This window comes from Streptomyces sp. AHU1 (assembly GCF_045343905.1).
Classification (GTDB): domain Bacteria; phylum Actinomycetota; class Actinomycetes; order Streptomycetales; family Streptomycetaceae; genus Streptomyces; species Streptomyces triticiradicis.
In genome coordinates, this window is sequence record NZ_CP174283.1 from 1292636 (window position 1) to 1317340 (window position 24705).

General features: G+C 72.3%; 26 protein-coding genes. 13 read left to right on the top strand and 13 right to left on the bottom strand.

Annotation, left to right across the window (positions count from 1 at the left end; translation table 11 throughout):
- Positions 1-72 precede the first annotated feature (72 nt).
- The 3 genes from ACICHK_RS05975 (at position 73) to ACICHK_RS05985 (ending at position 2232) form a co-directional block, all read left to right on the top strand.
- Positions 73-432: a luciferase family protein gene (locus ACICHK_RS05975; protein WP_406836051.1), complete on the top strand. Its 360-nt coding sequence runs from the start codon at positions 73-75 to the stop codon at positions 430-432.
- Between the two features lie 538 nt (positions 433-970).
- Positions 971-1654, top strand: coding sequence for a TetR family transcriptional regulator (locus tag ACICHK_RS05980; RefSeq protein WP_406841169.1), 684 nt, complete (start codon positions 971-973; stop codon positions 1652-1654).
- 188 nt (positions 1655-1842) lie between these two features.
- Positions 1843-2232, top strand: a complete 390-nt coding sequence (locus tag ACICHK_RS05985) for a Zn-ribbon domain-containing OB-fold protein (RefSeq protein ID WP_151467454.1) — start codon at positions 1843-1845, stop codon at positions 2230-2232.
- 127 nt (positions 2233-2359) lie between these two features.
- Here ACICHK_RS05985 and ACICHK_RS05990 read toward each other — a convergent pair whose 3' ends face one another.
- The 4 genes from ACICHK_RS05990 to ACICHK_RS06005 form a co-directional block, all read right to left on the bottom strand.
- The gene (locus ACICHK_RS05990; RefSeq protein ID WP_406836052.1) at positions 2360-3166 is read right to left on the bottom strand and encodes a pectate lyase; all 807 of its coding nucleotides are present in this window, start codon (positions 3164-3166) and stop codon (positions 2360-2362) included.
- 67 nt (positions 3167-3233) lie between these two features.
- Positions 3234-4211, bottom strand: coding sequence for a polysaccharide lyase family 1 protein (locus ACICHK_RS05995; RefSeq protein ID WP_406836053.1), 978 nt, complete (start codon positions 4209-4211; stop codon positions 3234-3236).
- A 406-nt stretch (positions 4212-4617) separates the two neighbouring features.
- Complete coding sequence (locus ACICHK_RS06000; RefSeq protein WP_406836054.1) at positions 4618-5001, bottom strand: PPOX class F420-dependent oxidoreductase; 384 nt, start codon at positions 4999-5001, stop codon at positions 4618-4620.
- Between the two features lie 55 nt (positions 5002-5056).
- Positions 5057-5692 (bottom strand): HAD family acid phosphatase, encoded by a 636-nt coding sequence (locus ACICHK_RS06005; RefSeq protein ID WP_406836055.1) that lies wholly within the window; start codon positions 5690-5692, stop codon positions 5057-5059.
- A gap of 291 nt (positions 5693-5983) precedes the next feature.
- On the opposite strand from ACICHK_RS06005, the gene ACICHK_RS06010 reads away from it, so the two are divergent.
- Entirely contained in the window at positions 5984-7336 is a 1353-nt protein-coding gene (locus ACICHK_RS06010) for an NAD(P)/FAD-dependent oxidoreductase (RefSeq protein WP_151467111.1), read from the top strand.
- A gap of 150 nt (positions 7337-7486) precedes the next feature.
- Here the strand turns inward: ACICHK_RS06010 and ACICHK_RS06015 are convergent, their stop codons facing one another.
- Positions 7487-8401 (bottom strand): DUF2867 domain-containing protein, encoded by a 915-nt coding sequence (locus tag ACICHK_RS06015; RefSeq protein WP_406836056.1) that lies wholly within the window; start codon positions 8399-8401, stop codon positions 7487-7489.
- Between the two features lie 53 nt (positions 8402-8454).
- Here ACICHK_RS06015 and ACICHK_RS06020 point away from each other — a divergent pair, with 53 nt between their 5' ends.
- Together ACICHK_RS06020 and ACICHK_RS06025 are read left to right on the top strand one after the other, a co-directional pair.
- Positions 8455-9039, top strand: a complete 585-nt coding sequence (locus ACICHK_RS06020; RefSeq protein WP_151467109.1) for a TetR/AcrR family transcriptional regulator — start codon at positions 8455-8457, stop codon at positions 9037-9039.
- Between the two features lie 284 nt (positions 9040-9323).
- Positions 9324-10721 (top strand): S1 family peptidase, encoded by a 1398-nt coding sequence (locus tag ACICHK_RS06025; RefSeq protein WP_406836057.1) that lies wholly within the window; start codon positions 9324-9326, stop codon positions 10719-10721.
- A 219-nt stretch (positions 10722-10940) separates the two neighbouring features.
- Here the strand turns inward: ACICHK_RS06025 and ACICHK_RS06030 are convergent, their stop codons facing one another.
- Entirely contained in the window at positions 10941-11132 is a 192-nt protein-coding gene (locus ACICHK_RS06030) for a hypothetical protein (RefSeq protein WP_151467107.1), read from the bottom strand.
- Positions 11133-11207: 75 nt separating this feature from the next.
- Positions 11208-11903 carry a L,D-transpeptidase family protein gene (locus tag ACICHK_RS06035; protein ID WP_406836058.1) on the bottom strand — a complete coding sequence of 232 codons (696 nt, stop codon included), beginning with the start codon at positions 11901-11903 and terminating at the stop codon, positions 11208-11210.
- Positions 11904-12166: 263 nt separating this feature from the next.
- On the opposite strand from ACICHK_RS06035, the gene ACICHK_RS06040 reads away from it, so the two are divergent.
- Complete coding sequence (locus tag ACICHK_RS06040; RefSeq protein ID WP_406836059.1) at positions 12167-13567, top strand: pyridoxal phosphate-dependent decarboxylase family protein; 1401 nt, start codon at positions 12167-12169, stop codon at positions 13565-13567.
- Positions 13568-13640: 73 nt separating this feature from the next.
- Here ACICHK_RS06040 and ACICHK_RS06045 read toward each other — a convergent pair whose 3' ends face one another.
- From ACICHK_RS06045 to ACICHK_RS06065, 5 genes are all read right to left on the bottom strand, one after another.
- Positions 13641-13994 carry a VOC family protein gene (locus ACICHK_RS06045; RefSeq protein WP_406836061.1) on the bottom strand — a complete coding sequence of 118 codons (354 nt, stop codon included), beginning with the start codon at positions 13992-13994 and terminating at the stop codon, positions 13641-13643.
- 58 nt (positions 13995-14052) lie between these two features.
- Entirely contained in the window at positions 14053-14865 is an 813-nt protein-coding gene (locus ACICHK_RS06050; protein ID WP_406836062.1) for an SDR family NAD(P)-dependent oxidoreductase, read from the bottom strand.
- A gap of 75 nt (positions 14866-14940) precedes the next feature.
- Positions 14941-15867, bottom strand: a complete 927-nt coding sequence (locus ACICHK_RS06055; RefSeq protein ID WP_406836064.1) for an SDR family oxidoreductase — start codon at positions 15865-15867, stop codon at positions 14941-14943.
- Positions 15868-16049: 182 nt separating this feature from the next.
- A complete protein-coding gene (locus ACICHK_RS06060) occupies positions 16050-16679 on the bottom strand; it encodes an MBL fold metallo-hydrolase (RefSeq protein ID WP_406836065.1) in 630 nt (209 codons plus the stop codon).
- Entirely contained in the window at positions 16679-17764 is a 1086-nt protein-coding gene (locus ACICHK_RS06065; RefSeq protein ID WP_406836066.1) for an S-(hydroxymethyl)mycothiol dehydrogenase, read from the bottom strand. Before ACICHK_RS06065 ends, ACICHK_RS06060 begins: the two co-directional genes overlap by 1 nt.
- Before the next feature lie 306 nt (positions 17765-18070).
- Here ACICHK_RS06065 and ACICHK_RS06070 point away from each other — a divergent pair, with 306 nt between their 5' ends.
- Together ACICHK_RS06070 and ACICHK_RS06075 are read left to right on the top strand one after the other, a co-directional pair.
- On the top strand, positions 18071-19477 hold the full coding sequence (locus ACICHK_RS06070; RefSeq protein ID WP_406836067.1) for a rhodanese-like domain-containing protein: 1407 nt from the start codon (positions 18071-18073) through the stop codon (positions 19475-19477).
- Positions 19474-20220, top strand: coding sequence for a sulfite exporter TauE/SafE family protein (locus tag ACICHK_RS06075; protein WP_406836068.1), 747 nt, complete (start codon positions 19474-19476; stop codon positions 20218-20220). Before ACICHK_RS06070 ends, ACICHK_RS06075 begins: the two co-directional genes overlap by 4 nt.
- A 3-nt stretch (positions 20221-20223) precedes the next feature.
- Here the strand turns inward: ACICHK_RS06075 and ACICHK_RS06080 are convergent, their stop codons facing one another.
- Positions 20224-20511, bottom strand: coding sequence for a metal-sensitive transcriptional regulator (locus ACICHK_RS06080; RefSeq protein ID WP_151467453.1), 288 nt, complete (start codon positions 20509-20511; stop codon positions 20224-20226).
- Positions 20512-20593: 82 nt separating this feature from the next.
- Here ACICHK_RS06080 and ACICHK_RS06085 point away from each other — a divergent pair, with 82 nt between their 5' ends.
- The 4 genes from ACICHK_RS06085 (at position 20594) to ACICHK_RS06100 (ending at position 24692) form a co-directional block, all read left to right on the top strand.
- Complete coding sequence (locus ACICHK_RS06085; protein WP_406836069.1) at positions 20594-21166, top strand: rhodanese-like domain-containing protein; 573 nt, start codon at positions 20594-20596, stop codon at positions 21164-21166.
- A gap of 90 nt (positions 21167-21256) precedes the next feature.
- Positions 21257-23011 carry an ABC transporter ATP-binding protein gene (locus ACICHK_RS06090; RefSeq protein WP_406836070.1) on the top strand — a complete coding sequence of 585 codons (1755 nt, stop codon included), beginning with the start codon at positions 21257-21259 and terminating at the stop codon, positions 23009-23011.
- A 172-nt stretch (positions 23012-23183) separates the two neighbouring features.
- On the top strand, positions 23184-24143 hold the full coding sequence (locus tag ACICHK_RS06095; RefSeq protein WP_406836072.1) for a helix-turn-helix transcriptional regulator: 960 nt from the start codon (positions 23184-23186) through the stop codon (positions 24141-24143).
- A gap of 183 nt (positions 24144-24326) precedes the next feature.
- Entirely contained in the window at positions 24327-24692 is a 366-nt protein-coding gene (locus ACICHK_RS06100; protein ID WP_151467094.1) for a nuclear transport factor 2 family protein, read from the top strand.
- The last annotated feature ends 13 nt before the right edge of the window (positions 24693-24705 follow it).

A 24705-nucleotide genomic window follows, 5' to 3' on the forward strand; every position in this document is an offset into this window, starting at 1 on the left:
TCCCAGGCGGTCGAGGGGTGACATCCGTGCCAAGTCCTGGTGGCCGGGAGGTGTGCTCGTCATGATGGGCATATGACCTTGGCCTCCAGAGCCATGACGCGACTGGCCGGCTGGCCGGACCTCGCGGAGTCCCTGCCGAGCTGCGGCACGGGGCGCGCACTGTGTGCGGCGCAGTGCGAGATCGTCCACTTCCATTCCGATCGCGACGTCGATCTGCACCTCACCGACCGGGCCATCCGGCGCTTCGAGGACCACCTCAAAACCTCGACGGCCGTCCGTATGGTGCCCGGTTCCCGCTGGGTGACCATCCATCTCGAAGTCGACTCGGACATCGACCTTCTGCTGACCCTGGTGAGCGTCGCCCTGCAGGCCCATCGGAACGGGCACATGGCGGGCGACGACATCTTCTCCGCGACCTGCAACGACCACTGAACGGACCGGCGGACGCCGGCGGGAACACATCGAGCCTCGGCACTCGTGCGGGAACGAGTGCCGAGGCTCTTCCCGCCGGGTCGTCCGGGGGACGACGACCCGGCGGGCCGGGAGCGGCCGCCCGTCGCACGCCGACGCCTGCGGCGACAGCTGTGGCGGCACCGGCGACGAGGACGGCCGTCCGGGCGAGGGACGGCGGACGTGCCCGCCCCGGGGATGAGTGGCCGAGAACACCGGACCCCCGGTCATGCGGGCCACAGCTCGACCACATAGTCGATCACCACCCATGGGCTGTCAACTTCGCTGTACACAAACGGAGTTCACGAGCCAACACATTTCGGCCACATGAGGAACCCAGCGCTCCGAAGGGAGCCGGGCGATCCGGGCCGCCGGGATCACCCGCGAATCGAACAGGGAACTCAGTTCCCTGCCAGGAGTGCACCGAGTGCCACCGTCTCGGCTTCGATGCTAGTTTCCGACCATGAACGAGGCACCGGGGCGCCGCGAACCCGCCGACGCGACCACCGTCAGACCGCCGATGCGGGACGCCCTGGTGGGAGCCGCCTTCCAGCTGTTCCTGGAGCGCGGCTACGAGGAGACCACCGTCGACGACATCGTGGCGCTCGCCGGGGTCGGCCGGCGTTCGTTCTTCCGCTACTTCCCGTCCAAGGAGGACGTGGTCTTCCCCGACCACGAGCGCTGCCTGGCCGACATGACGGCGTTCCTGGACGAGGAGGCCGACGTCCAGGACCCGGTGCAGCGCGTCTGCGACGCCGCCCGGCTCGTCCTGCGCATGTACGCGGAGAACCCGACGTTCTCCGTCCAGCGCTACCGCCTCACCAAGAAGGTGCCCGGCCTGCGCGCGTACGAACTGTCGGTCGTCTGGAGGTACGAGCGCGCCCTCGCCGAGTATCTGCGCCGACGCTCCACCGGGGCCCGCGCGGACACGCTGCGCGCCGACGTCGTCGCCGCCGCCGTGGTCGCCGCGCACAACAACGCCCTGCGCTCGTGGCTGCGTTCGGACGGGACGAAGGACGCCGAGGCGGCGGTCGACCAGGCCCTCGGGTACGTGCAGAACACGTTCGGCTCCGCGCCTTCCGCCCCGGCGCCCGCCGAACCGGCGCGCACCGGGGCGGAGGACGTGGTGGTGGTCGTCTCGCGGCGCGGAGCACCCATGTGGCGCGTGGTCCAGGAGATCGAGTCGGCCTTCGCGCGGGACTGAGCGCGGGCCGGCCGCGAGGCCCGTCTTTATTTTGAGGGTACGGAGTGCCTTTACGGGTGACACTCAGTGCCATAACCTGTGGTCGTGCACGGGACCCGCGCACATCAGATTCCGGCCGAGCGCAGGGAGATGACATCGTGTACCACCCAGGAATCGCCCTTCACCCGGGCCTCGACGCCGTGACGGACGTGCTCGGCTCAGGTTCCGTGGAGCGCCTCGACACCGCTTCGGCGGAACGTGCCGGGGACGTCCTGCTCTTCCAGCGGTGCAACTGGTGCGCCACCGCCATGTACAACCGCCTCCTGTGTCACGTGTGCGGGGGAAGCGACCTGCGCACGGAGGCGAGCGCGGGCACGGGCGTCGTGCGCCACTCCACGGTGATCCACCGCAACACCCCGGCGGCCCGCAACGTCTCCCTCGTCGAGATGGCGGAGGGCTTCACGGTCCGGGGCCGGGTCATGGGTTCGCCCGCCACCATCCACAGCGGTGACCGGGTGCAGCTCTCCACCGCCCAGGACCCGGTGCGCCGGCAGCCGGTGTTCCAGCTGACCGACGGCCCTTACGGAGGCTGGAACTGAGGCGGGCGTCCCGCACACGACCGCTGTCCGCGCGGACCACGCGGCGGCGGGCCGGGACCGGACGGCCGTGCGCGGCCGAACGGACCGGCACGCGGGACCGGACCGTTCGGCCGCCGGGCGACGACCGTCAGCCGTAGGTGATGTCGGACGTCGCGTACTTGCAGTAGGTGCCGTCGGGGCCGCTGCCGTTCGTGGTCGGCTCGGCGCCGGTGTTGTTGCCGGTGTACTTCTGGCAGGGGACGATCTTCTTGCCGCTGTCCCCGACGATCCTGATGGACTTCAGGGTCGCGCTGTCGCCGTAGTTGGTGTTGATGCCGACGAGCTTGCTGCCCTTGTAGGTCGCCTCGACGGTGTTGAGATTGATCGTCCGCTTGTACTGCGTCCTGCAGTTGCCGCAGGAGCGGACGAACGTGCCGAAGGTCTGCACCGCGAAGTTCGAGACGTTCAGCGTTCCGGCCCCGTTGAACTGGAACACCTTGTCACTGGCCTCCTTCGCGCCACCGCCGCTGACGGTGTAGACGTTGGACGACGAGGAGCCGAGGAACGTCGCCGCGTCCTCGCCGACGTCCTCCCACCAGACGTTCTGCAGCGTGCAGCTGCCCAGGCAGTGAATGCCGTCGGCGGCCGGTGCGCCGATGATGACGTTCTTCAGGACCGCTCCCGCGGCCAGCTCCAGGATCGGTCCCTGGTCCTCGTCCTGGCTGCCGCTGCCCAGGTCACCGGTGCCGTAGAGACGCTTCATCCCGTAGTCCCTGGTGCCGGAGACCGAGATGGTGGAGGAGACGGCCTGACTGCCGGTCGCGGTGGGCCAGGTGGCGGCGCTCGCCGGTGTCAGGGCGCCGTCGGCCATCATCATGGCGGCCGAGAGGCCGAGTGCGGCGAGGGTGCCGGTGAGAGCGCGCCGCCTGGCGCGCGGGCGTGTTGATGACGTCATGTCCCTGTGCCTTCTTCCCGTGGGGGTGGGGTGGGATGGCCTCGCCGGTCCTCCGGCGAGGTGGCCGTCAGAGCCTTCCGGTGCCCGCGCCGGACGTCACCGAGGCGACGACGGTCGAGGCCGGCTCGGCGGTGTAGCCGTAGGACGGCTTCGTGAACGTGCCGACCTGCGAGATCTCCGTCGCGGCTCCGCCGAGATCGTTGCCGGTGAGGTTGGCGTAGCCGTCCACGTCGCTGTCGCGGTTCGTGGTGACGGCGACCGCCGTGCTCCGGAAGACGTTGTTCTCGACGAACATCTGGGCGCCCATGCGGGAGTGCACCGCGATGTCGGCGCCGACGACGTAGTTGTCGTAGAAGTGCCCGGTGCCGAAACGCAGGCTGGGGATACGGGAGTTGACGTTGTCGAACCAGTTGTGGTGGTACGTCACCCGCAGGTGCCCGGTGTCCTCACCGGCGTTGTTGTCGCTGTGGCCGACGAGCGAGCCCTTGTAGTGGTCCTTGAAGGTGTTCCAGGAGACGGTGACGTGGTCGGAGGCGTGGGTGATGTCGAGCAGGCCGTCGTAGTAGTCCTTGCCGTGGTCGCGGTCGGAGGAGAAGGAGTTGTGGTCGATCCACACCTTCGTCGAGGCCTGCACGGTGATGCCGTCGGCGGGCGCGACCGGCTTTCTGATGTTCAGGTTGCGGACGACGACGTTGGTGACCTTCTTCAGGCGCAGTCCGCCGCCGGTGAATCCGGACGCCGAACCGACGCCCAGGACCGTGGTGTTGGAGCCGATGTCGACCTGGCCGCCGAGCGGGATCAGGCCGCTGACCTTCACCACCTTGGCCGTGTCACCGGTGACGGCGGTCTTGAAAGCGGCGAGCGTCGTGACGGTGACGGCGGTCGCGCCGCCGCCTCCGGTGGTCCCCGCGCCGAAGCCGACCGGCGCGGTCTCGGCGGCTCCGGCCGACTGCGGCAGCACGAGTGCCGTGGTGACCGCCAAGGCGGCGGCCCCGGCCGTCAGCAGGGCGGGACGGAAGCGCTTGCGTGGGGGGCGAGCAGACATGCGGATGTGTCCCTTCAGAGTTGACCGTGGGCATGTACGCAGACGTCGTACTCGTATCTGAACGATGCAGGGCGCGCGGCACGGCACCCAGAGACCGAACAGGAACTAGATGAGGCGACTTGCCCAGGTGATGCGGCTCGGAGATCTGATGTCTCGCATACGAGATGTCGCACACGGGTCATGCTGCTGAACGGGAACGTAGAGGGTAAGCGCTTTCTAGTCAACGGCTGCCGCAGCACACATCCGGCCAACTCCCGCTCCTGGCGCGAACGCGCGGACCGGCGGGAGGGTGCTCGGGGCGCCCTCCCGGGGCACGGCACGGAAGAAGCCCCCTCGACGAACGTCGAGGGGGCTCGCGGCGAAACCCGCCGACGGCGTCACCGCCGCCGGCGGTGACGCCGTGCCGCTAGGAAAGGGTGATGCGGATGCCGACCGTGCCGGCCTCGCCGCGGCGCAGGCGGCTGCCGAACAGGGTGAGACGGCCCGTCACCCCGTACTTGCGGGCGATGAGCTTGCGGTAGCGGGCCGTTTCCGCCGCGTCGACGATCTCGGCCGTGGCGGGGACCGGCTCCCCCGTCGGCCTGCCGCGCACGTCGCACGGACCGACGAGGACATCGGCGCGGTTGCGGATGCGCTTCACCTTCCAGCTGTCCGCCACGGTCCAGGCACCCAGCGCCGCGCCGTCCCGCACCACCCACACGGGCGTCGCGACTCCCGTACCGTTCTTGCGATAGCTGGTGATCAGCAGGTACTTGCCCGATCCCAGCGCGTCCAGCGAGCCCTCGTCCATGGCCGAAGTGTAAGCGGACCGGCCCCCGGTCCCCACGGTGCCGGGGGCGTCCGGGTCAGGACAGCTTGCCGTCGTAGTCCGGCAGCTTGAACGTGCGCTCCGCGTGGCCGCCGACCAGGTCGGTGGTGTTGTTGCCGACGTTGGCGATGATCGTGTACCCGAGGGACTCGATCTCCGCGCGCTTGCCGGTCTTGTAGGTGCTGACCTCGTCGAAGAGGTCCGGCAGGTCACGCACGTAGAGGCCGTCGACCGGGTAGCCGACGCTCTTCAGGTTCCACTTCGTCTCGCTCGCGATGATGCCCGGACGGGCGGTCACGAAGAAGACGGCGACGCCTCGGGAGTGCGCGTAGCGGGCGAGGGCCAGCGAGGCCTTGACCGCCGGGGTGGGCAGCTCGTACCAGGGGTGGAAGTCGGTCTCCAGCGTGGTGTTGTCGATGTCGAAGACCACCGCGAGCTTCTGTCCGCCGGCGTTCGCGGTGCGCTGCCCGACGTACGGCACCGCCTGGTCGATGACGGCCTGGACGTCGCTCTGCCAGGTGGCGTAGTCGACACCGGCCGGAGCGGAGACGCTCGCGACCGCCTGGACCGGGGCCGCGGCGGCGGACCCGGCCGCGGTGACCGTCCCCCCGATCCCGAGTGCCACGACCGCCGACATCGCGCCTATTCGCCGCGCCACACCGTGTCTCGTCATTCCTGTCCCCTTTTCACATCTGTCGGTCGGATCGCATGAGTCGGTCGAGCCCACACATCACGACGGCGACGGTGCCCGGGACCGTCGCCACGGCAGAGATGATCCTGGCAGCGCGTGTACGGAGGGGGAAGAGGTAGTTACTGATCGGTAGAGATCGAGTTTCACACGCCTCGGGGTGCGCGCGGCGTACGTGTTTCCCCTCCATCGGGGTACGCACGGTGCAGTGGCACGCGTCCGCGACCCGTGTGAGCCTGGGCTCGCGGCTGGCACCAGTGGAGAGAGGCTGCTCTGATGCAAGGACCGAACATCGTCATCGTCGGCGCCGGTTTCGCCGGGGTCGAGGCCGCCAGAAGCCTGGAACGGGCGCTCACCCCCGGCGAGGCCAGGATCACCCTGATCAGCCCCACCGACTACCAGCTCTATCTGCCGCTGCTGCCCCATGTCGCCGCCGGTGTCGTCACACCCCAGTCGGTGGCGCCCTCGCTGCGCCGGATGCTGCGCCGCACCGCGCTGGTGCCGGGCGGGGTGATCGGTGTCGACCCGGGGGCCAAGGTGTGCGTCGTCCGGAAGATCACCGGGGACCTCGTCGATCTGCGCTACGACTATCTGGTGCTCACTCCGGGAAGCGTGACCCGCGTCTTCGACATCCCCGGTCTGGCCGAGGAGGCGCGCGGTATGAAGACGCTCGCCCAGGCCGCGTACCTGCGCGACCACGTGATCGCCCAACTCGACCTGGCGGCGGCCACGTCGGACCAGGACGAGCAGGCCGCACGGCTGCAGTTCGTGGTGGTCGGCGGCGGGTACGCGGGCACCGAGACGGCGGCCTGTCTGCAGCGTCTGACCACCGCCGCGGCGCGGCGCTACCACCCCCGCCTCGACCCCGGTCTCATCAAGTGGCACCTGATCGACGTCGCCCCGAAGCTGCTGCCCGAACTGGGGGAGAAACTGGGCGAGAGCGCGCTGCGCATGCTCGGCGACCGCGGAGTGCAGATCTCCCTGGGCACCTCCGTCGCCTCCGTCACCAAGGAGGAGGTCACCCTCACCGACGGGCGGGTGCTGCCGTCACGGACGCTGGTGTGGACCGCGGGTGTCGCGGCGAGTCCGCTGGTCGACTCGCTGGGCACGGAGACCGTGCGCGGACGGCTCGTCACCGAGCCCGACTTCAGGGTCCCGGGACTCGACGGGGTGTTCGCGCTGGGCGACGCGGCGGCGGTGCCCGACCTGGCCAAGGGCGACGGTTCTCCCTGCCCGCCGACCGCCCAGCACGCGGCCCGGCAGGGCCGGCACGCGGCCAAGGTCCTGGCGGCGAAGCTGCGCGGACAGCCCACCCTGCCGTACCGGCACAAGGACCTCGGTCTGGTGGTCGACCTCGGCGGCCACGACGCCGTGTCCAAACCGCTCGGCATCGACCTCAAGGGCGCGCCCGCGCAGCTGGTGGCCCGCGGATACCACCTGTACGCCCTGCGCACGGGCGCCGCCCGCTTCCGTACGGGTGCCAACTGGCTCCTCAACGCCGTCGCGGGCGACGACTTCGTCCGCACCGGCTTCCTCGCGGACCGCAAGGGAACCCTGCGGGACTTCGAGCGCACGGACGTGTATCTGTCCCGGGACGAGGTGGCCGCCCGGACCCGCGCCATGGCCTGACGCGCGTCGCTTCGAGCGGTCGGCCGGCCGATCGGCCGTGTCCGTCCGGTCGGTGACGACCGAGGTGACGCGTGACCGGACCGAGCCGCTGATGCCGGCCGGTCCGGTCCACGTCCGGCGGCGGGCCCGCCTCCCGTCCTGCTGTGACCGTCATGACGGCGGGACGGCGGCCCGCGCGTTCCGTTCTCCGGCGGGGCGGGCCGCGAACGCGACGCGGCGGTGGGCCCGGCGGAGCGAGCGGCGGGCCATGTACGGGTGGACGCGGCGCACCACCGCGAAGTAGAGCCGCCCGTACGGATCGTGCAGCCGCACGGCGGTGGCCAGCGTCACGGAGTCGTCGTCGACCAGGACCGAGGCGCGGAAGTCCAGGTGGGACGCGTCCTCGCCGAGCATCAGCTCGTTGCCCTCGGCACCCCGCTCGGTGAAGGGCAGGACGTGCCGCCAGGCCCGCGGATCGCCGGGCATGCCCGGGGCGAGCGGTATGCGCCAGGCGTCGGTGAAGTCGGGCCGCTCGAAGGCGCCGTGGAGCAGCCGGGCGTCCGCCGGGACCGGCACCCCGGTCGGCCGGACCCACAGGAGCCGGTTGACCAGCAGGGCGCGCCGCGGCCGACGGGCCGGCGGGTGCGGCAGGGAGCCGAGGACGGCGCGCTCGGCGTTGTCGAAGACCTCCTCGACCATCGTGTCGTGCACCGGCTCGATCGCCAGCTTGAAGAAGGCGAACCTGCCCGCGCTCATGGTCACTTCGAGGACGTGGGAGATCCGGCAGCGGCCGGGGCCGAGGGGTTCGACGTCGAACCGGTGCCAGCCGGTGCCGAGGCCGTCGCCGGTCGTGTCGAAGCGGACGGACCGTCCCGGCTCGTGGGCGGCGACCTGGTAGCGGATCTTGCCGTGGCCCCCGTCGGCGCCGACGGCGAGGGGGCGGTCGAGGACCATCGCGGGCCAGACCGGGGTGGGGAACAGGGCGTCGTCCGGTGTGGCGAGCCGGTCGAGCAGGGCGCCGACGGCCTCGGCCGGGGCCTGGACGATCCGCTCGTGAACGTTGCGTAGCGTGCGCGTGCCGCGCATACCGCACCTCCGTACGGGAGCGTATGTTCGACCATACGGTAGCGTATGGAAACATGCACGAGCAGTCGGCCCGCCCGAAGCGGCCACCCCGCAAGCGCCTCACCGCCGACGACTGGGCGGACGCGGCCCTGGCCGCGCTCGGCGAGCGCGGCCTCGCCGGGATCGCCGTGGAACCGCTCGCGGTCCGCCTGGGCACCACCAAGGGCAGCTTCTACTGGCACTTCGCCAACCGGGACGCGCTCGTCGCGGCGGCCCTCGCCCGCTGGGAGGAGCTGTCCACCGAACGGATCATCCGGGCCATGGAGGCCGCCGAGCCCGACCCCGCCGCCCGGCTCGGCGCGCTCCTGCGCGGCGCGACCGCCTCGGCCACCGAGGACCCCCTGGAGGTACGGCTGTTCGCCGCCGCCGACCACCCCGGGGTCGCGGCGGCGCTCGCCCGCGTCACCGAGCGCCGGATCGGCTACCTCGCCCACCTCTTCGAACTGCTCGGCTTCCCGCCGCCCGAGGCCCGCCGGCGCGGCGTCCTCGCCTACACCAGCTATGTGGGCCATGCCCAACTGGCCCACGCCGTCCCGGGTTCGGTACGGGCCGACCCCGCGTACACGGCAGCCGTGATGGCCGCGCTGCTCAAACCCTGAGCGGCTCGAACCTTGAGCGGCTCGAACCCTGGGCGGCTCCGGCCCCGGCCGGCGGAATCAGGACGCGCCGCTCCCTCGCCGGCGTCGGGGCCGTGGCCGGGAGGCGGCATCGGCACACGTATGCGGTGATCGTCCCGGCCGTTCCCGGCACGAACCGGCCACCTTCGCGAGAGCCGCGGACGGCGGTGAACGCGCGGGCCGGAGCGCACGTATGAGGGGAGGGCCCTCGACCGGGGCCTTCGGCGGCGGACACGCCGCTCCGTACGGCTTCGGGAGCCCATGCAATGAGGCACGCACGACGACGGATCGTCCGACGGGGGGCGCGTCTCGCGGCCGTCGGCGGGCTGCTCTGCGGAGGGTTCATGGTGACACGCGCCATGGCGAGCGAACCGTCCGACGCGTCGCGCACCACGGCGAGTTCGGCGCAGACCGCGGCGGACACGGGTGCCGGACTGGTGTCCCGACTGGGTACCTCGCGGACGGCCGGCAACTGGATAGCCGCCGACGGACGTCCCGTCGTCGCGGTCACCGACGCGGACGCGGCGGACGCGGTGAAGCGGGCGGGCGCCCGCCCGAAGGTCGTCACGCACAGCATGCAGGACCTCAAGTCCGCCACCCAGGAACTGAGTTCGGCACCCCGGGTGCCGGGTACGGCGTGGGCGGTGGACTACCGGAACAACGAGGTGGTGGTGCAGGCCGACAGCACGGTCTCGGCCACCGACTGGAAGCGCATGACGAAGCTGGCCGACGGCATCGGCGACTCGGTCCGGATGCAGCGGACCCAGGGCACGTTCACCACGCGGGTGAACGGCGCGCAGGCGATCTTCTCGACCGGCGGACGCTGCTCGGCCGGGTTCAACGTGACCAACGCGCAGGGCGCGTTCATCCTCACGGCCGGTCACTGCGGCCCCGCCGGATCGGTCTGGTTCTCCGACAACACGGGCCGGCAGCAGGTGGGCCGCACGGTCACCACGGCGTTCCCCGGCAGTGACTTCTCGCTCATCCAGTACGACAACGGGCAGCAGCCCGCGGCCGGGACCAACGTCGTCGCCATCGGCGGCGGCAACGGCGTACGGATCACCGGCGTCGCCGATCCGGCCGTGGGCCAGCGGGTGTTCCGCAGTGGCAGCACCAGCGGGCTGCACGACGGCCAGGTGACCGCGCTCAACGCGACGGTCAACTACCCGGAGGGCACGGTCACCGGGCTGGTCGAGACCACGGTGTGCGCCGAACCGGGCGACAGCGGCGGCCCGTTGTTCTCCGAGGGCATCGCGCTGGGGGTGACCTCGGGCGGCAACGGCGACTGCAAGAGCGGCGGTACGACGTTCTTCCAGCCCGTCACGAAAGCGCTGACGGCGCTGGGGGTGACACTCGCGGGTCAGCCCGCGCAGGGCTCCGCCGGCGGTGCGGCCCAGTCCTCCCAGGCCCCCTCGGCGGCGGCCTCGGCGATGGCCTCGCAGGGAGGCGCGCCGGGTTCGGCGGCTCCGGGCGCCGTGGAGGCGGTGGGGGGTGAGAGCGGGGCGGCCCAGACGTTCGTCTCCGCGCTCACCGACCCGAACAATGTCGGCCCTGGTCTGCTCATCATGGGAGGAAGCGTCATCGCGTTCGTGGCGACCCGGTTCATCCGTACCGAACAGGACCGCAACGCCTACCGGCGGCAGTATTCACAGAGCTGGGGCTGAGCGGCCCACGAGGCCGGTGCCGGGCTCGCGGAGCCCGGCCGAGCGGTTCGAAGCCGGGTCCTGGCTCCGCGGAGCCGGGGCCCGGCCGTTCGTGGTCAGGGATGGCGGTTCGGAGTCGGGCCCGGGTGAACGGAGCCGACTCCGGGGCGCCGGAGATCCGGTGCCGAGGTCCGAGGCGGGGGCTCCCCTGGATCGGGGAGCCCGGCCGGACGCGGAAGGTCAGGCGGCTCGGGTCGCGGAGGACGACGGGGCGACCTTCGCCCACTCGAGGACGAGGCGCTGGTACTCGCGCCGCTCGTCCATGTTCAGCGACCCACCTGCCCGGAACCAGAGAGCCCGGATCTCCTCGTTGACTTCGGCAGCGGACCGCTGAGTGTCGTTGTCAAGAGTGGTGCTCATGTCGTGAAGCATACGGCCCTTGACGTGAAGATGATGTGAGTAAAGCCCCACGGAGCGACATAACGGACCGTGAAGCTCGTCACTCGATCACGTGCCGGGCTTGCGTCCGTACACGTAGACGTCGTCGCCGTTCCTGAGCAGCGACCAGTACTTCTTGGCCGTGGTCGGGGTCATGTTGACGCAGCCGTGCGAGCCGGGCGGGTTCCACATGCTGAGGCCCACCGAGTGGAAGGCCTGACCGCCGTCGAAGAACTGGCTGTACGGCATGGGCACGTTGTAGATGGTCGAGACGTGGTCGATGTCACGCCAGTAGATCTTCTTCAGGCCGGTACGGGTCTCGTAGCCGTTCCTGCCCGTGCGGACCGGGACGGGCCCGTAGACCAGCCGGCTGCCGTCCTGGATCCAGCTGAGCTGGAGCGTGAGGTTGACGCAGGCGATGCGGCCCTTGTTCACCGGACACCTGCCGTCCCGGTTGGGGTTGCTCCCCACCGCCTTCTGCTTGTTCATGAGGTCCATCACGCCCCAGGTGACGGGCCCCGCGTACCCGATGTTCGGGGTGATGCCGTGCTTGTTCTGGAAGGCCTGGATCGCCCTGCAGTCGGCGGCGGACTGCCGGCCGTCGACGGGCCGCCCGAGGAACTTCTCCACCTGCTTCTGGTTCGGGCCGGTGGCCGTCGTGCAGCTCGCGGCCTGCGCGGGCGTCGAGCCCAGCGCGAGGGTGAGCGGCGCCACCAGTCCGGTGAGTCCGAGCGCGACGACCCCTCGCCTTCGAATGTCCCCCATGACGGGCCTTCCTGTCGTGTCCTTCGTTTCGTCTGCCTGAGTAGACGGCCTTCGAGGGTATTGCGTTGTACGGCTGGTCAGACAGGGACGAAACAGTGACATTCCTCGCTGCGGCGGAACCGGTGCCCGGGTGGCACACCACCGCCCCGGACCCGCCCGGCGCGGTGGGCGCGGTGAGGCATGGTGGGGCGTCCGCCTCGTACCGGTCCGGTTTCCCCGAAGTGGACCGCTCGTCCGGCGGGCGTTCCTTCTAGGCTGCCGTCATGGACCCCGCTCTCTCCGACGACCTCGACCGTCTCCCCGAACTCCTGCAGGCCGCAAGGGACTTCGCCGTCCAGGAGGTGAGCGGCCTCGACAACCGTCCCGTCGCCCGGCTCGGCAAGGCGCCCGCCCCCGATCCGCTTCCGGACGGGGGTGCCGGTACCGAGGGCGCCCTGGCCCGGTTCGCCGACCGCTGGGCCCCCGGGTTCTCCGGCTCCGCGGGCCCGCGCTACCTCGGATTCGTCACCGGCGGCGCGACGCCCGCCTCACTCGCCGGGGACTGGCTGACCAGCGCCTACGACCAGAACGTCTCGGGCGCCGCCGGTTCCTTCGCGAGCGCGCTGGAGCACGAGACGCTGGGCTGGCTGCGTGAGCTGTTCGGGCTGGGCGAGGAGCACCACGGGGCGTTCGTGAGCGGCGCGACGGTCTCGAACACGGTCGGGCTCGCCGTCGCACGGGAGTGGCTCGGCGAGCGCCGGGGCGTGTCGGTGACGGAGGACGGCGTCGGCGCGCTCGGTCCCGTGGACGTACTGTCGGGCAGCCCCCACTCCAGCGTGACCAAGGCCCTGTCCGTGCTCGGTCTCGGCCGCGGCAGTCTGCGCAGGGTGCCGGTGCTGCCCGGCAATCGCGAGGCCGTGGACGTCGAGCGCCTCGACGCCGCGCTCGGCGCGCTGGACGGGCGCCCGGCCGTCGTCGTGGCGAACGCCGGGACCGTGAACACCGTCGACTTCGACGACCTGCGGGCCGTCGCCGCGCTCAGGGAGCGCCATGACTTCTGGCTGCACGTCGACGCGGCGTTCGGCGGATTCGCCGCGCTGTCACCCGAGTTCTCCTCCCTGGTGGCCGGTCTGGACGAAGCCGACTCCATCTGCGTCGACCTGCACAAGTGGCTCAACGTCCCCTACGACGCGGCCGTCCAGTTCACCCGCCGCCGAGACCTCCAGGTCCGCGTCTTCCACAACGCCTCGCCCTATCTCGGACTCCCCGGCGGCGACCCCGACTTCCTCCACCTGACGCCGGAGAACTCGCGTCGGCTGCGCGCGCTCCCGGCCTGGTTCTCGCTGGCGGCCTACGGGCGCGAGGGGCACCGTGAGATCGTCGAGCGGAACGTCGCGCTCGCCCGGCGCCTGGGCGAGCGGATCGCCCGTGCTCCCGGGCTGCGGCTGCTCGCGCCGGTACGGCTGAACGTCGTGTGCTTCACCCTCGCCGACGACCCGACGGAGCGGCGGGTCCACGCGCTGGCCGACGCCGTCGCCGCCTCGGGCGAGGCCTTCGTGACACCGACGTGCTACGACGGCACGCACGGGCTGCGCGCCGCGTTCAGCAACTGGCGTACGTCGGAGGCGGACACGGACCGGGTGTTCGCGGCCGTCGAGCGCCACTGCGCGGAGCCGCGCCTGTGACGGTCCGTGCCTGTGAAGGTCCGCGCCGGAGGACGGGACGGATCCGCGCGGCCGGCCCCGGCCCGTCCTCGCGTCAGGCGGGCTGCCAGAGCTCGATCCGGTTGCCCTCCGGGTCGGTGACCCAGCCGAACCGGCCGACGCCGTCCATGTCCTGGGTCTCCTCGGCCACGTCCGTTCCCCGGGCGCGCAGTTGCGCGAGCATGGCGTCCAGATCGCGGACCCGGAAGTTGAGCATGGTCTGCTGGGCGGGAGACCCGAAGTAGCCGGTCCCCGACTCGAAGGCCGCGAACACCGTCGGCCCGGCCTCCGGGCGCCACAGGCCGTTCTCGTCGGTGTCCAGGCCCAGGCAGTCGCGGTACCAGATGCCGAGGGCCGCCGGGTCGGCGGCCCTCAGGAAGTATCCGCCGATTCCAAGCACACGTTCCATGCGGCCATCCTGTCAGGAAGGGCGCGGGACGGACCGGCGCCACGCCTCCTCGCCCGCCTCAGCTTCCGTCCTCGTCCCCGCCCTCTCCTCCGACGGCCTCGCGGAACCGCTTGTTGACGCCCAGCAGGCCGCCGTCGACGCACAGGGTCGTGCCGGTGATCCAGGCGGCGTCGCCGGAGGCGAGGAAGGCGACGGCGGCCGCGATGTCCTCCGGCTCGCCGACCCGGCCGAGCGGATACAACAGCCGGGCCGCGGAGGCGAGATCGTCCTCGCGGCCCTCCCAGGCCGTGGTGCGGATCGTGCCCGGGGCCACCAGGTTGACCCGCACACCCCGGTCGGCGGCGTGACCGGCCAGGGTGCGGGTGAGCGACATCAGCCCCGCCTTCGCCGCGCTGTAGGCGTGGTTGCCGAAGTCCTGGATGCCGTTGACCGAGCCGATGTTGACGATGGCCCCGCGGCCGGAGGCGACCAGGTGCGGGAGCGCGGCGCGGGCGCAGCGGTAGGCGCCGGTCAGGGTGATGTCCAGGTCGGCGGCCCAGTCCTCGTCGCTCCCGTCCTCGAAGAGCGGGGCGTCGGGGGTGCACCGGTAGGCGTTGTTGACCAGGACGTCGAGCGAGCCGAAGGCGTCCACGGCGTACGCCACGGCGGCCTCGACCTGGGCCCGTTGCCCCACGTCGCAGCTGAACGCCTCGGACCGCGAGCCGAGTTCGCACAGTTCGGCGGCGGTCTCCTCCGCCGCGGCGAGGTCCACGTCGGTGACGAGGACCCGGGCGCCTTCCACGGCCAGGCGGCGGGCGGTCGCCGCCCCGATGCCGCGGGCCGCGCCCGTGATCAGAACCCCGTGTCCCTCGAAGCGCCTCATCGCAGTCATGGCAGGGAAGTTACCTCCATGATCGCCGCGGCGACAGACGCCCGCGCCCGTCTCCGCTCCCCCGGACGGCCTCGGTCAGCGGTACCCCGTCACGTCCGCCGGTCTCCCCTTGTCCTGCACCTCGACCATGTAGCGCCAGGCGTCCGGACGGCTGCCGTCGCGGTCGGTGAAGCCGTACACCTGGGCGAGCCGCCCGCTGGAGAGGGACTGCCCGTTCCAGCGCGCGCGTTCGGGGTCGGCGGCCAGCGCGGCGACGGCGCGCCCCACGTAGAAGGGCGTCTCGGAGATGGCGAAGTGGGGCTCGTCCTCCTCGGCGTCGCGCCAGTTCTCCTCGGTCACGCCGAAGGCCTCGAGCATGATCTCCGAGCGCATCCAGCCGGGGGTGAGCGCCACGGCGGTGGCGCCGCGCGGGCCCAGTTCGTGGCCGAGGGCGAACGCCATGCGCAGCACGGACGACTTGGCGATGTCGTAGAAGAAGGAGACCCGGTAGGTGTCGCGGTTGTACTCCGCGGTGCCGTCGGTCATCTCGACGACCAGGCCGCCGGGACGGCGCAGCAGCAGGGGCAGCGCGTGGTGGCTGGTGATCGCGTGGGTCTCGACGGCGAGCCGGAGCGTCCTGCGCCCGTTGTCGAGGTCGTGCTCCCACAGGGGGGTGTCCCACTCGAAGAGCTTCTCGGCGCCCCAGATGTCGTTGACCAGGACGTCGAGACGGCCCTGTTCGTCCGCGATCCGGGCGACGAGGGACTCCACCTCGGCCGGGACGAGGTGGTCGGTGGGGACCGCGATGCCCCGGCCGCCCGCCGCGGTGACCAGGTCGGCGGTGTCCTCGATGGTCTCCGGGCGGTCGTACTCCGAGCGCCTCTCCCGGGTGCTGCGGCCGGTCACGTAGACGGTGGCGCCGGCCGCGCCGAGCTCCACGGCGATTCCGCGGCCCGCGCCGCGGGTCGCGCCCGCCACCAGCGCGACCCTGTCCCGCAGCGTGCCCTCCGACAGCCCTGACATGTCCGACCTCCGTGCGCCGTGGCGTCCACGGGCGCTCACCCGTGGTTTCCACGAGCGTCTCGCGGAAGCCGGACATCTTCTGTCAGGTATCCGTGTGGCGTCGTCACCGTTTCCGCCGCGCGGCGGAGGCGGACGGACGTCCGGGGCGGAGACGGACGGACGTCCGGGGCGAGGGAGGGGCTTCAGTGGCCGCGCGCGATCCACTCCTCCAGGTGCGGTGCCTCCGCTCCGATCGTGGTCGTCCCGCCGTGTCCCGTGCGGACGACCGTGTCGGCCGGCAGGGTGAGCAGCTGGTCGCGGATGGACTCGATGATCGTCGGAAAGTGGGAGTAGGACCGGCCGGTCGCTCCCGGGCCGCCCTGGAAGAGGGTGTCGCCGGAGAAGAGGGTGCCGAGGCCCGGGTCGTAGAGGCAGACCGCGCCGGGAGCGTGGCCGGGGGTGTGCAGCACGGTCAGATCGGTGCCCGCGGCCTCGATCACCTGCCCGTCCTGGAGCCAGGCGTCGGGCATGCGGTCCGGGTGGGTGAGCTTCCACAGCGGCAGGTCGTCGGGGTGGAGCCAGATGGTGGCCCCGGTGCGCTCCGCCAGGGCGGGGGCGGCGTCGATGTGGTCGTTGTGGGCGTGGGTGCACACGATGCCGCGCAGCCGGCGGTCGCCGACCGCCTTCGCGATGGCGTCGGCGTCGTGCGCGGCGTCGATCACGACGGCCTCGTGGTCGTCGCCCACGATCCACACGTTGTTGTCGACCTCCCAGGTGCCGCCGTCGAGCTCGAACGTGCCCGAGGTGACGAGGTGTTCGATGCGCGCGGCCATCAGAACTCCACCACCGAGCGCAGCACGTCGCCGTGGTGCATCCGCTCGAAGGCCGCCTCGATGTCGTCCAGGGCGATCGTCTCGCTCACGAACGCGCCCAGGTCCAGGCGTCCTTGGAGGTGCAGGTCGATCAGCATCGGGAAGTCGCGGGAGGGCAGGCAGTCGCCGTACCAGGACGACTTGAGGGCGCCGCCGCGACCGAAGACGTCGATCAGCGGGAGTTCGAGCTTCATGTCGGGGGTGGGCACGCCGACGAGGACGACCGTGCCGGCGAGGTCACGGGCGTAGAAGGCCTGCTGGTAGGTCTCGGGACGGCCGACGGCCTCGATGACGACGTCGGCGCCGAAGCCGCCGGTGAGTTCGCGGATCGCCTCGACGGGGTCGGTGGACCGGGAGTTGACGGTATGCGTCGCGCCCAGCTTCTCGGCGGTGGTGAGCTTGCGGTCGTCGATGTCCACCGCGATGATCTTCGCCGCGCCCGCCAGCCGGGAGCCCGCGATCGCCGCGTCGCCGACGCCTCCGCAGCCGATGACGGCGACGGTGTCGCCCCGTCCGACGTTGCCGGTGTTGATGGCGGCCCCGATGCCGGCCATCACTCCGCAGCCGAGCAGTCCGGCGACGGCCGGTGAGACCGCCGGGTCGACCTTGGTGCACTGTCCGGCCGCGACCAGCGTCTTCTCGGCGAAGGCGCCGATGCCGAGCGCCGGGGACAGCTCGGTGCCGTCCTTCAACGTCATCTTCTGCTTCGCGTTGTGGGTGTCGAAGCAGTACCAGGGGCGTCCGCGCAGACAGGCACGGCACTGTCCGCACACCGCGCGCCAGTTGAGGATCACGAAGTCACCGGGGGCCACGTCCGTGACACCGGCGCCGACCGACTCCACGATTCCGGCCGCCTCGTGGCCGAGCAGGAACGGGAAGTCGTCGTTGATGCCGCCCTGCTTGTAGTGCAGGTCCGTGTGGCAGACCCCGCAGGCCTGGATCTTCACCACGGCCTCGCCGGGCCCCGGATCGGGCACGACGATGGTCTCGACGCGCACCGGCTCGTTCTTGCCCGGTGCGATCACGCCCCGTACTTCCTGCGCCATGTGAATGAGCCCTTCCCTAGATGGACCTTCCACCGACCGACCCTACGGTGTGACCCGCCGGTAGAAGGCCAGGTGGGCCGCGGCGGTTCCGGACGCGGTACGGCGGACGGCCGCCCCCGCCCGGGACCGCCGCCCCGTGATCCGCGCCGCCGCCCCGGCGACGGCCCCCGGACACCCGCAGCCACCCCGTCGGCAACACCTCTCAGATACCCCCGGGGGTACCTCTGCTACGGTGGATATACCCCCGGGGGTAATTTTCACCGAGCCGGGAAGCCCTCGGGCTTCCCGCGGGAGAGGAGTGCAGCCGTGTTCTTCGTCGACACCATCGAGGTGGCGGGCCTGGGCAACCGGAGCTATCTGGCCGGCGGCCCGCGCACCGCCGTCGCCGTGGATCCGCCCAGGGACGCCGAGCGGATGCTCACGGCCGCGGCCCGGCGGGGGGTGCGGATCGCGTACGTCGTCGAGACGCACCTGCACAACGACTACGTGAGCGGCGGCCTGGAGCTGGCCCGGCTCACCGGGGCCGCCTACCTGGTCCCGGCCGGCGCCCGGGTCGCGTTCGAGCGGGTGCCCGTGGCCGACGGGGACACGACGGAGGTGGACGCCGGACTGACGCTGCGGGCGCTGGCCACGCCCGGCCACACCCCGCACCACACCTCGTACGTCCTCCAGCAGGACGGACGGGCCGTCGCGGCCTTCACCGGCGGCTCCCTGCTCATCGGCACGGTCGGCCGGCCCGATCTGGTGGAGCCGCGGCTGACCGGGGAACTGGCCCGCGCGCAGCACGCGTCGGCGCACCGGCTCGCCGCGGAGCTGCCCGACGACACCGCCGTCCTGCCCACCCACGGCTTCGGCAGCTTCTGCTCCGCCGGAACCGCCGAGGGCGACGCGACGACGATCGGGCGCGAGCGCGCCGGCAACGAGGCCCTGGTCAAGGAGGTCGACGCGTTCGTCGCGGACCTGCTCGCCGGGCTCGACGACGTGCCCGCGTACTACGCCCACATGGGTCCCGCCAACGCCCGGGGTCCGGCCCCCGTCGACCTGACCCCGCCCGCCCTCGCGGACGCCACGGAGATCGCCGCGCGGCTCGCGGCCGGCGAATGGGTCGTGGACCTGCGCAGCCGGCTCGCGTTCGCCGCGGGACATGTCGCCGGAACGGTCAACTTCGAGGCGGACGGGCAGTTCGCCGTCCATCTGGCCTGGCTGCTGCCCTGGGGCAAGCCGGTCACCCTGCTCGCCGATTCCCCCGGACAACTCGCCCGCGCGCAGCGGGAGCTGGCGCAGGTCGGCGTCGACCGTCCGGCCGCCGCCGCGATCGGTTCGCCGGCCGAATGGGTGCGCGAGGGGGAGCGGCCGCGCGCCTTCCGCCGCGCCTCCTTCGCCGAACTGGCCGAGGCGTACGGCTCCTCCGGCCGGCCCGTGGTCCTGGACGTCCGGCGCGACTCCGAGCGCGCCGGGGGCCATGTCCAGGGGTCGGTGCACATCCCCGTGCACCAGGTCCGCGACCGGCTCGGAGAGATACCCGCCGGGACCGTCTGGGTGCACTGCGCCGGTGGCGCGCGGGCCGCGATCGCCGCCTCGCTGCTCGACGCGGCGGGCCGGGACGTCGTGGCCGTCGACGACACGTTCGCCGCCGCCTCCGCGGCGGGCCTGCCGATGGCGCGGACCGCTCCCGCCGAGGGCCGTCCCGAGACCGAGGACCCCGCCGCGTGAGCGTCCTGGTCCTCGCCCTCGCCGCCGGGGCCGTGACCGGGCTCGCGCTCGGGGCGCTGGGCGGCGGCGGCAGCGTGCTGACCGTGCCCGCCCTGATCTACCTGCTCGGATTCACTCCCTCGGCGGCCACCACCGCGAGCCTGGTCATCGTCACCGTCACCTCGGCGACCGCGCTGTCGGCGCACGCCCGGCAGGGCACCGTCCGCTGGCGTGCCGGAGCGCTGTTCGCGGCGGCCGGGCTGGTCCCCGCGGCGCTGGGCGGGGCCCTCTCGGGCCGGCTGCCGCCCGCCGTGCTGACCGGCGCGTTCTCACTGATCGCGGGCCTCGCGGCGGTCCGGATGCTCCGGCCGGCGGCCGACGGGCCCGGGGCCGCACCCGCGGGGGCCGGCCGGATCGCCGGAACGGGAGCCGGTCTCGGCGCGGTGACCGGAGTGCTGGGTGTGGGCGGCGGCTTCCTCGCCGTACCGGCCCTGGTGAACGTCGTGGGACTGCGGATGCGGGCCGCCGTCGGCACCAGCCTGCTGGTGATCACGGCGAACTCGTTCGCCGCGCTGCTCGCCCGCGCGGGAACGGCGCGGAGCCTGGACTGGGCGGTGGTCGCGCCGTTCGCCGGGGCGGCCGTCCTCGGCGCCTGGGACGGCAAGCGGCTGGCCGCCCGGGTCTCGGGCGGCACGCTCCAGCGGATCTTCGCCTGGGCGCTGCTGGCCGTGGCGGGGCTGATGCTCCTGGACGTCGCGCTGTGAGGCTCAGGCCAGCGACAGGAAGAGCTTCTCCAGCCGGGCCCGCATCTGCTCATTGGTCTCACCGTTCCTCGCGCCGTTCTCGACGTCGGTCAGACACTGCTGGAGCCCGGTGGCGATGATCGCGAAACCGGCCCGGTCCAGGGCGCGGGAGGCGGCGGCGAGCTGGGTGACCACCTCCTCGCAGTCGCGTCCCTCCTCGATCATCCGGATCACTCCGGAGATCTGTCCCTGCGCCCGGCGCAGCCGGTTCAGCACCGACTTCAGTTCGTCACCCGCGAGTTCCAGTTCCACGAACACTCCTCGATCCATACCCCTAGGGGTATCTTACTCCGCCCTGCGGGGCACCCCCCGAAGAGCAAGGATGACACTCCGCATGAACAGCCCCCTCTCCCTCGACGTCGACCGGGCCCACGGCCGCCTCCGCGAGCTGACCGTCATCGACGTCCGCACCCCCGGCGAATACGCCTCCGGCCATCTGCCGGGCGCCCTGAACATCCCGCTGGACCGGCTCCACCGCGCGCTGCCCGTGCTCGGCGACGCCCGAGCCGAGCTGCTCCTGGTCTGCCGCTCCGGCGCCCGCTCGGCGAACGCCTGCGCCCTGCTGGCCGAGCACGGGGTGCCGGCGGCCACGCTCACCGGCGGCACCGTCGCCTGGGCGGAGCGCGGGCACGAGCTGCGCCGCCCGGCCGGCGGCACCCGGGCCGGCTGGTCCATGGAACGCCAGGTCCGCCTCACCGCCGGCACCCTCGTCCTCGCCGGCCTGGGCCTCGGACTCCTGCACCCCGCCTGGCAGTTGCTCTCCGCCGGGGTCGCGGGCGGTCTGGCCTTCTCCGCCCTCACCGACACCTGCGGCATGGCCGCGCTGCTCTCGAAGCTCCCGCACAACCGGCCCCGCCCGGCGGATCTCGACGCCACCCTCGCGGCACTCGCGGAGCGCGTGTCCTGAAGTCCGCGCGCCGTCACGGCGGCCGGGGCCGGTACGGGCGGGTCGCCCACGTAGCCTGAACGCTCCGTCCCAACTCCCGTGAGGAGCGCCGTGAGCCTGACCGAGACCGTGCCCGAGGTGCCCGCGTGGCGCCTGTTGCTCGGGTACGTACGACCGCACCGCCGGGCGCTGTTCGGGGGCGCGCTGCTGGCACTGGCGACCGGGGCCACCGGTCTGCTGCTGCCGCTGGTGGCGCGCGGGCTCATCGACGACCTGTCGCACGACCGGCCGATCGGCGGGGCCCTGCTCGGCATGGCGGCCCTCGTGGTGACCAACGCGGCCGTGGGAGCGCTGGGTTCGTACGTGCTGCGGCGCACCGCGGAGTCGGTGGTGCTGGACGCGCGGCGCACCCTGTCGTCGTATCTGCTGCGGCTGCGCATACCCGCCGTGGACCGCAGCGAGCCCGGCGACCTGATGGCGCGCATCACCTCCGACACGACCCTGCTGCGCGAGGTCACGACCGATTCCCTGGTCGGTCTCGGCACCGGCGGCCTCACCCTCGTCGCGACGGTGGTGATGATGGGCCTGGTCGACATGGTGCTGCTCGGGGTCACCCTGGGCGTCGTGCTGTGCGCGGGCACGGTGCTCGGACTGATCGCGCCGCGCATCAACCGGGCGAGCCGGCAGGCCCAGGAAGCCGTCGGGGCGATGGGGGCCTCGCTGGAGCGGACCCTCGGCGCGCTGCGCACGGTCAAGGCGTCGGGCGCCGAGCACCGTGAGGAGCGGAACGTCCACGAGGCCGCCGAGGAGTCCTGGCGGCAGAGCGTACGGGCGGCCAGGTGGTCGGCCGCCGCCGGCAACACGGCCGGCCTGGCGATGCAGGTCGCCTTCATCACGGTCCTGGGGGTGGGCGGCGCCCGGGTCGCGACCGGCGCCATCCACGTCGGCACCCTGGTCGCCTTCCTGCTGTACGTGTTCTACCTGATGTCCCCGATCCAGCAGGTGGTCGGCGCGGTCACGCAGTACCAGAGCGGTGCCGCCGCGCTCGCCCGCATCCAGGAGGCCCTGCGGCTGCCCGCCGAACCCGCCGCCCCGCCCGCCCCGCTGCCCGCGCCGGGCGCGGAGCCGGCGGCACTCGCCTTCGAGGACGTCCGCTTCCGGTACGCCGACGACCTGCCGTACGTCCACCACGGCGTGACGTTCGCCGTCCCGGCCCGGGGCCTGACCGCGTTCGTCGGTCCCTCCGGCGCGGGCAAGACCACCGTTTTCTCGCTCATCGAGCGGTTCTACGAGCCCGAGGCGGGCCTCATCAGCGTGGACGGCCTCCCGCTCGGCGAGTGGGAACTGCCCCGGCTCCGGTCCGCCATCGGCTACGTGGAGCAGGACGCGCCGGTGCTGTCGGGCTCCCTGCGCGACAACCTCCTGCTCGGCAATCCGGAGGCCGAGGAGGACGAGCTGACCCGGGTGCTGAGGACGACCCGCCTCGACGGCCTCGTGGCCCGGCTGCCCGGCGGTCTCGACACGCTCGTCGGGCACCGCGGCACCAAGCTGTCCGGTGGTGAGCGCCAGCGCGTCGCCATCGCACGGGCCCTGCTGCGCCGCCCCCGGCTGCTGCTCCTCGACGAGGCCACCTCGCAGCTCGACGCCGTCAACGAGGCCGCGCTGCGTGACACGGTCGCCGACGTGGCCCGTACGACCACGGTCCTGGTGGTCGCGCACCGGCTGTCCACCGTCACGTCGGCCGACCGGATCGTCGTGATGGACGCGGGCCGCGTCCGCGCCGTGGGCACCCACCGCGAACTCGTCGAGGCGGACCCGCTCTACGCCGAACTGGCCGCCACCCAGTTCCTCGTGACCGCCGGATGACCCCCGCGCCACGACCGCGCCCCGGCGAAAAGGTCCGCGGCAATTCCTTGGCGCCGGCCCGGCTCTCCTCTAGGGTGATGCCTTCTTTCCGCCACGAGGGACGGCCGGCCGCGCACGGCCGTCCCCGACCGGCGGCGAGGCACGTCCCACCCTGATACCCAGGCGACTGATCATGGCCAAGAACCGACACCCGGCCGGGCAGGCCGTCCCCAAGATCATCTTCGCGGTACCCGCCGGCGCACCCGCCGGCCTGGAAGTGATCTCGCTGGCCGCGCTGCGCGCCCGGTCCCGCGTCCGCGGCACCGACCTCGGCGCGCCGCAGCGTCCCGCCTTCCACCAGGTGCTCACGCTCACCTCCGGCGCGCTGCGCCCGACCGTGGACTTCACGGCCCATGACGTCGGGCGGGGCTCCTGGCTGTGGACGCGCCCCGGGCAGGTCCTGCAGTGGGGAGAGCTCACGCGGGCCGAAGGCACCCTGATCACCTTCGAGCGGGACTTCCCGGGCGAGGCTACCGTCCGTGCGGCCCGGCTCGACGATCCGCACGCCCGCGTGCTGCGCGTCCCGCGGGCCGAGGTCGCCACCTCGTTGCGGGTGGCCACGGCACATCTGGAGCACGAGTTCCGGACACCGGGACGACTGCCGCGCGACGCGCACGATGCCGTACTGCGTCATCTGCTGGACGTGCTGGTCCTGCGTCTGGCCCATCTGGAGGAGTCCGACGACCCGGCCACCGGGCCGAGCGAAACCTTTCTTCGGTTCCGCGCCGGCGTCGAGCGGGACTTCGCGCGCACCCGCCGGGTGGACGATTACGCCCTCGCCCTCGGCTACTCGGCCCGCACGCTGTCCCGGGCCACCCTCGAATCGGCGGGGATGGGCGCCAAGGAGTTCATCGACCGCCGGGTCGTCCTGGAGGCCAAGCGGCTGCTCGCCCACACCGACCTGGCCGTCGCCCGCATCGCCGACCGGCTGGGCTTCTCCAGCGCCACGAACTTCGCCAAGTACTTCCACCAGCGCGCCGGCCAGGCCCCCATCGCGTTCCGCACCACGGTGCGCGAACGGGGCACGGGCATCCCCCCGGCACACGGCGGAGGGGACGACACCCCACGGCACGGGTGCCCCGCCGGTCCGTGAGCGGACCGGACGGTCCGCGAGCGCGCCGGCCCCCGCGGCACGGACGGCGGACCGGCCCCCGCGCCCACCCGAGCGGCGCACCGGACCTTGCGTTTGCCGTGGGCACCGAGGCGGAGGACGCTCGGTACTGAGGCGCCGAGCGGTCGGCTCGTGGCCGGCCCGCGCCTTCCTGAGGAGGTCCCCATGGGCACAGCGGCAGCCCCCGCCTTCGACACCGAGGCACTGCGCCGGGGCATTGAAGGACACAGTGCGGCAGATCTGCTGTCGCTCTACGCGGACGACGCGGAACTGCGCGTCGTGGACCGCAACACCCAGCCCAGTCACCCGATGATCAAACACGGTCGCGCCGAGATCGCCGAGATGCTCGAAGACGTCTACAGCCGGGACATGACGCACACGATGGACCAGTGCGTCGTCCAGGGCGACCACGTCGCCTACACCGAAACCTGCGTCTACGCGGACGGGGTGCGGGTGCTGAGCACGTCGATGATGTCGCTGCGCGACGGCAAGATCGTCGAGCAGACACTGGTACAGGCGTGGGACGAGTAGGGAGGAACCGACC

Excerpts from the sequence above, each read along its gene's own strand:
- ACICHK_RS06030 (WP_151467107.1), bottom strand. The coding sequence starts at position 11,132 with ATGCTTCACGACATGAGCACCACTCTTGACAACGACACTCAGCGGTCC.
- ACICHK_RS06100 (WP_151467094.1), top strand. The coding sequence starts at position 24,327 with ATGGGCACAGCGGCAGCCCCCGCCTTCGACACCGAGGCACTGCGCCGG.
- ACICHK_RS06025 (WP_406836057.1), top strand. The coding sequence starts at position 9,324 with ATGAGGCACGCACGACGACGGATCGTCCGACGGGGGGCGCGTCTCGCG.
- ACICHK_RS06060 (WP_406836065.1), bottom strand. The coding sequence starts at position 16,679 with ATGGCCGCGCGCATCGAACACCTCGTCACCTCGGGCACGTTCGAGCTC.
- ACICHK_RS05995 (WP_406836053.1), bottom strand. The coding sequence starts at position 4,211 with ATGTCTGCTCGCCCCCCACGCAAGCGCTTCCGTCCCGCCCTGCTGACG.
- ACICHK_RS06020 (WP_151467109.1), top strand. The coding sequence starts at position 8,455 with ATGCACGAGCAGTCGGCCCGCCCGAAGCGGCCACCCCGCAAGCGCCTC.
- ACICHK_RS06000 (WP_406836054.1), bottom strand. The coding sequence starts at position 5,001 with ATGGACGAGGGCTCGCTGGACGCGCTGGGATCGGGCAAGTACCTGCTG.
- ACICHK_RS06095 (WP_406836072.1), top strand. The coding sequence starts at position 23,184 with ATGGCCAAGAACCGACACCCGGCCGGGCAGGCCGTCCCCAAGATCATC.
- ACICHK_RS05990 (WP_406836052.1), bottom strand. The coding sequence starts at position 3,166 with ATGACGTCATCAACACGCCCGCGCGCCAGGCGGCGCGCTCTCACCGGC.
- ACICHK_RS06050 (WP_406836062.1), bottom strand. The coding sequence starts at position 14,865 with ATGACTGCGATGAGGCGCTTCGAGGGACACGGGGTTCTGATCACGGGC.
- ACICHK_RS05975 (WP_406836051.1), top strand. The coding sequence starts at position 73 with ATGACCTTGGCCTCCAGAGCCATGACGCGACTGGCCGGCTGGCCGGAC.
- ACICHK_RS06005 (WP_406836055.1), bottom strand. The coding sequence starts at position 5,692 with ATGACGAGACACGGTGTGGCGCGGCGAATAGGCGCGATGTCGGCGGTC.
- ACICHK_RS06055 (WP_406836064.1), bottom strand. The coding sequence starts at position 15,867 with ATGTCAGGGCTGTCGGAGGGCACGCTGCGGGACAGGGTCGCGCTGGTG.
- ACICHK_RS06045 (WP_406836061.1), bottom strand. The coding sequence starts at position 13,994 with ATGGAACGTGTGCTTGGAATCGGCGGATACTTCCTGAGGGCCGCCGAC.
- ACICHK_RS05980 (WP_406841169.1), top strand. The coding sequence starts at position 971 with ATGCGGGACGCCCTGGTGGGAGCCGCCTTCCAGCTGTTCCTGGAGCGC.
- ACICHK_RS06035 (WP_406836058.1), bottom strand. The coding sequence starts at position 11,903 with ATGGGGGACATTCGAAGGCGAGGGGTCGTCGCGCTCGGACTCACCGGA.
- ACICHK_RS06015 (WP_406836056.1), bottom strand. The coding sequence starts at position 8,401 with ATGCGCGGCACGCGCACGCTACGCAACGTTCACGAGCGGATCGTCCAG.
- ACICHK_RS06085 (WP_406836069.1), top strand. The coding sequence starts at position 20,594 with ATGAACAGCCCCCTCTCCCTCGACGTCGACCGGGCCCACGGCCGCCTC.
- ACICHK_RS06040 (WP_406836059.1), top strand. The coding sequence starts at position 12,167 with ATGGACCCCGCTCTCTCCGACGACCTCGACCGTCTCCCCGAACTCCTG.
- ACICHK_RS06010 (WP_151467111.1), top strand. The coding sequence starts at position 5,984 with ATGCAAGGACCGAACATCGTCATCGTCGGCGCCGGTTTCGCCGGGGTC.
- ACICHK_RS06065 (WP_406836066.1), bottom strand. The coding sequence starts at position 17,764 with ATGGCGCAGGAAGTACGGGGCGTGATCGCACCGGGCAAGAACGAGCCG.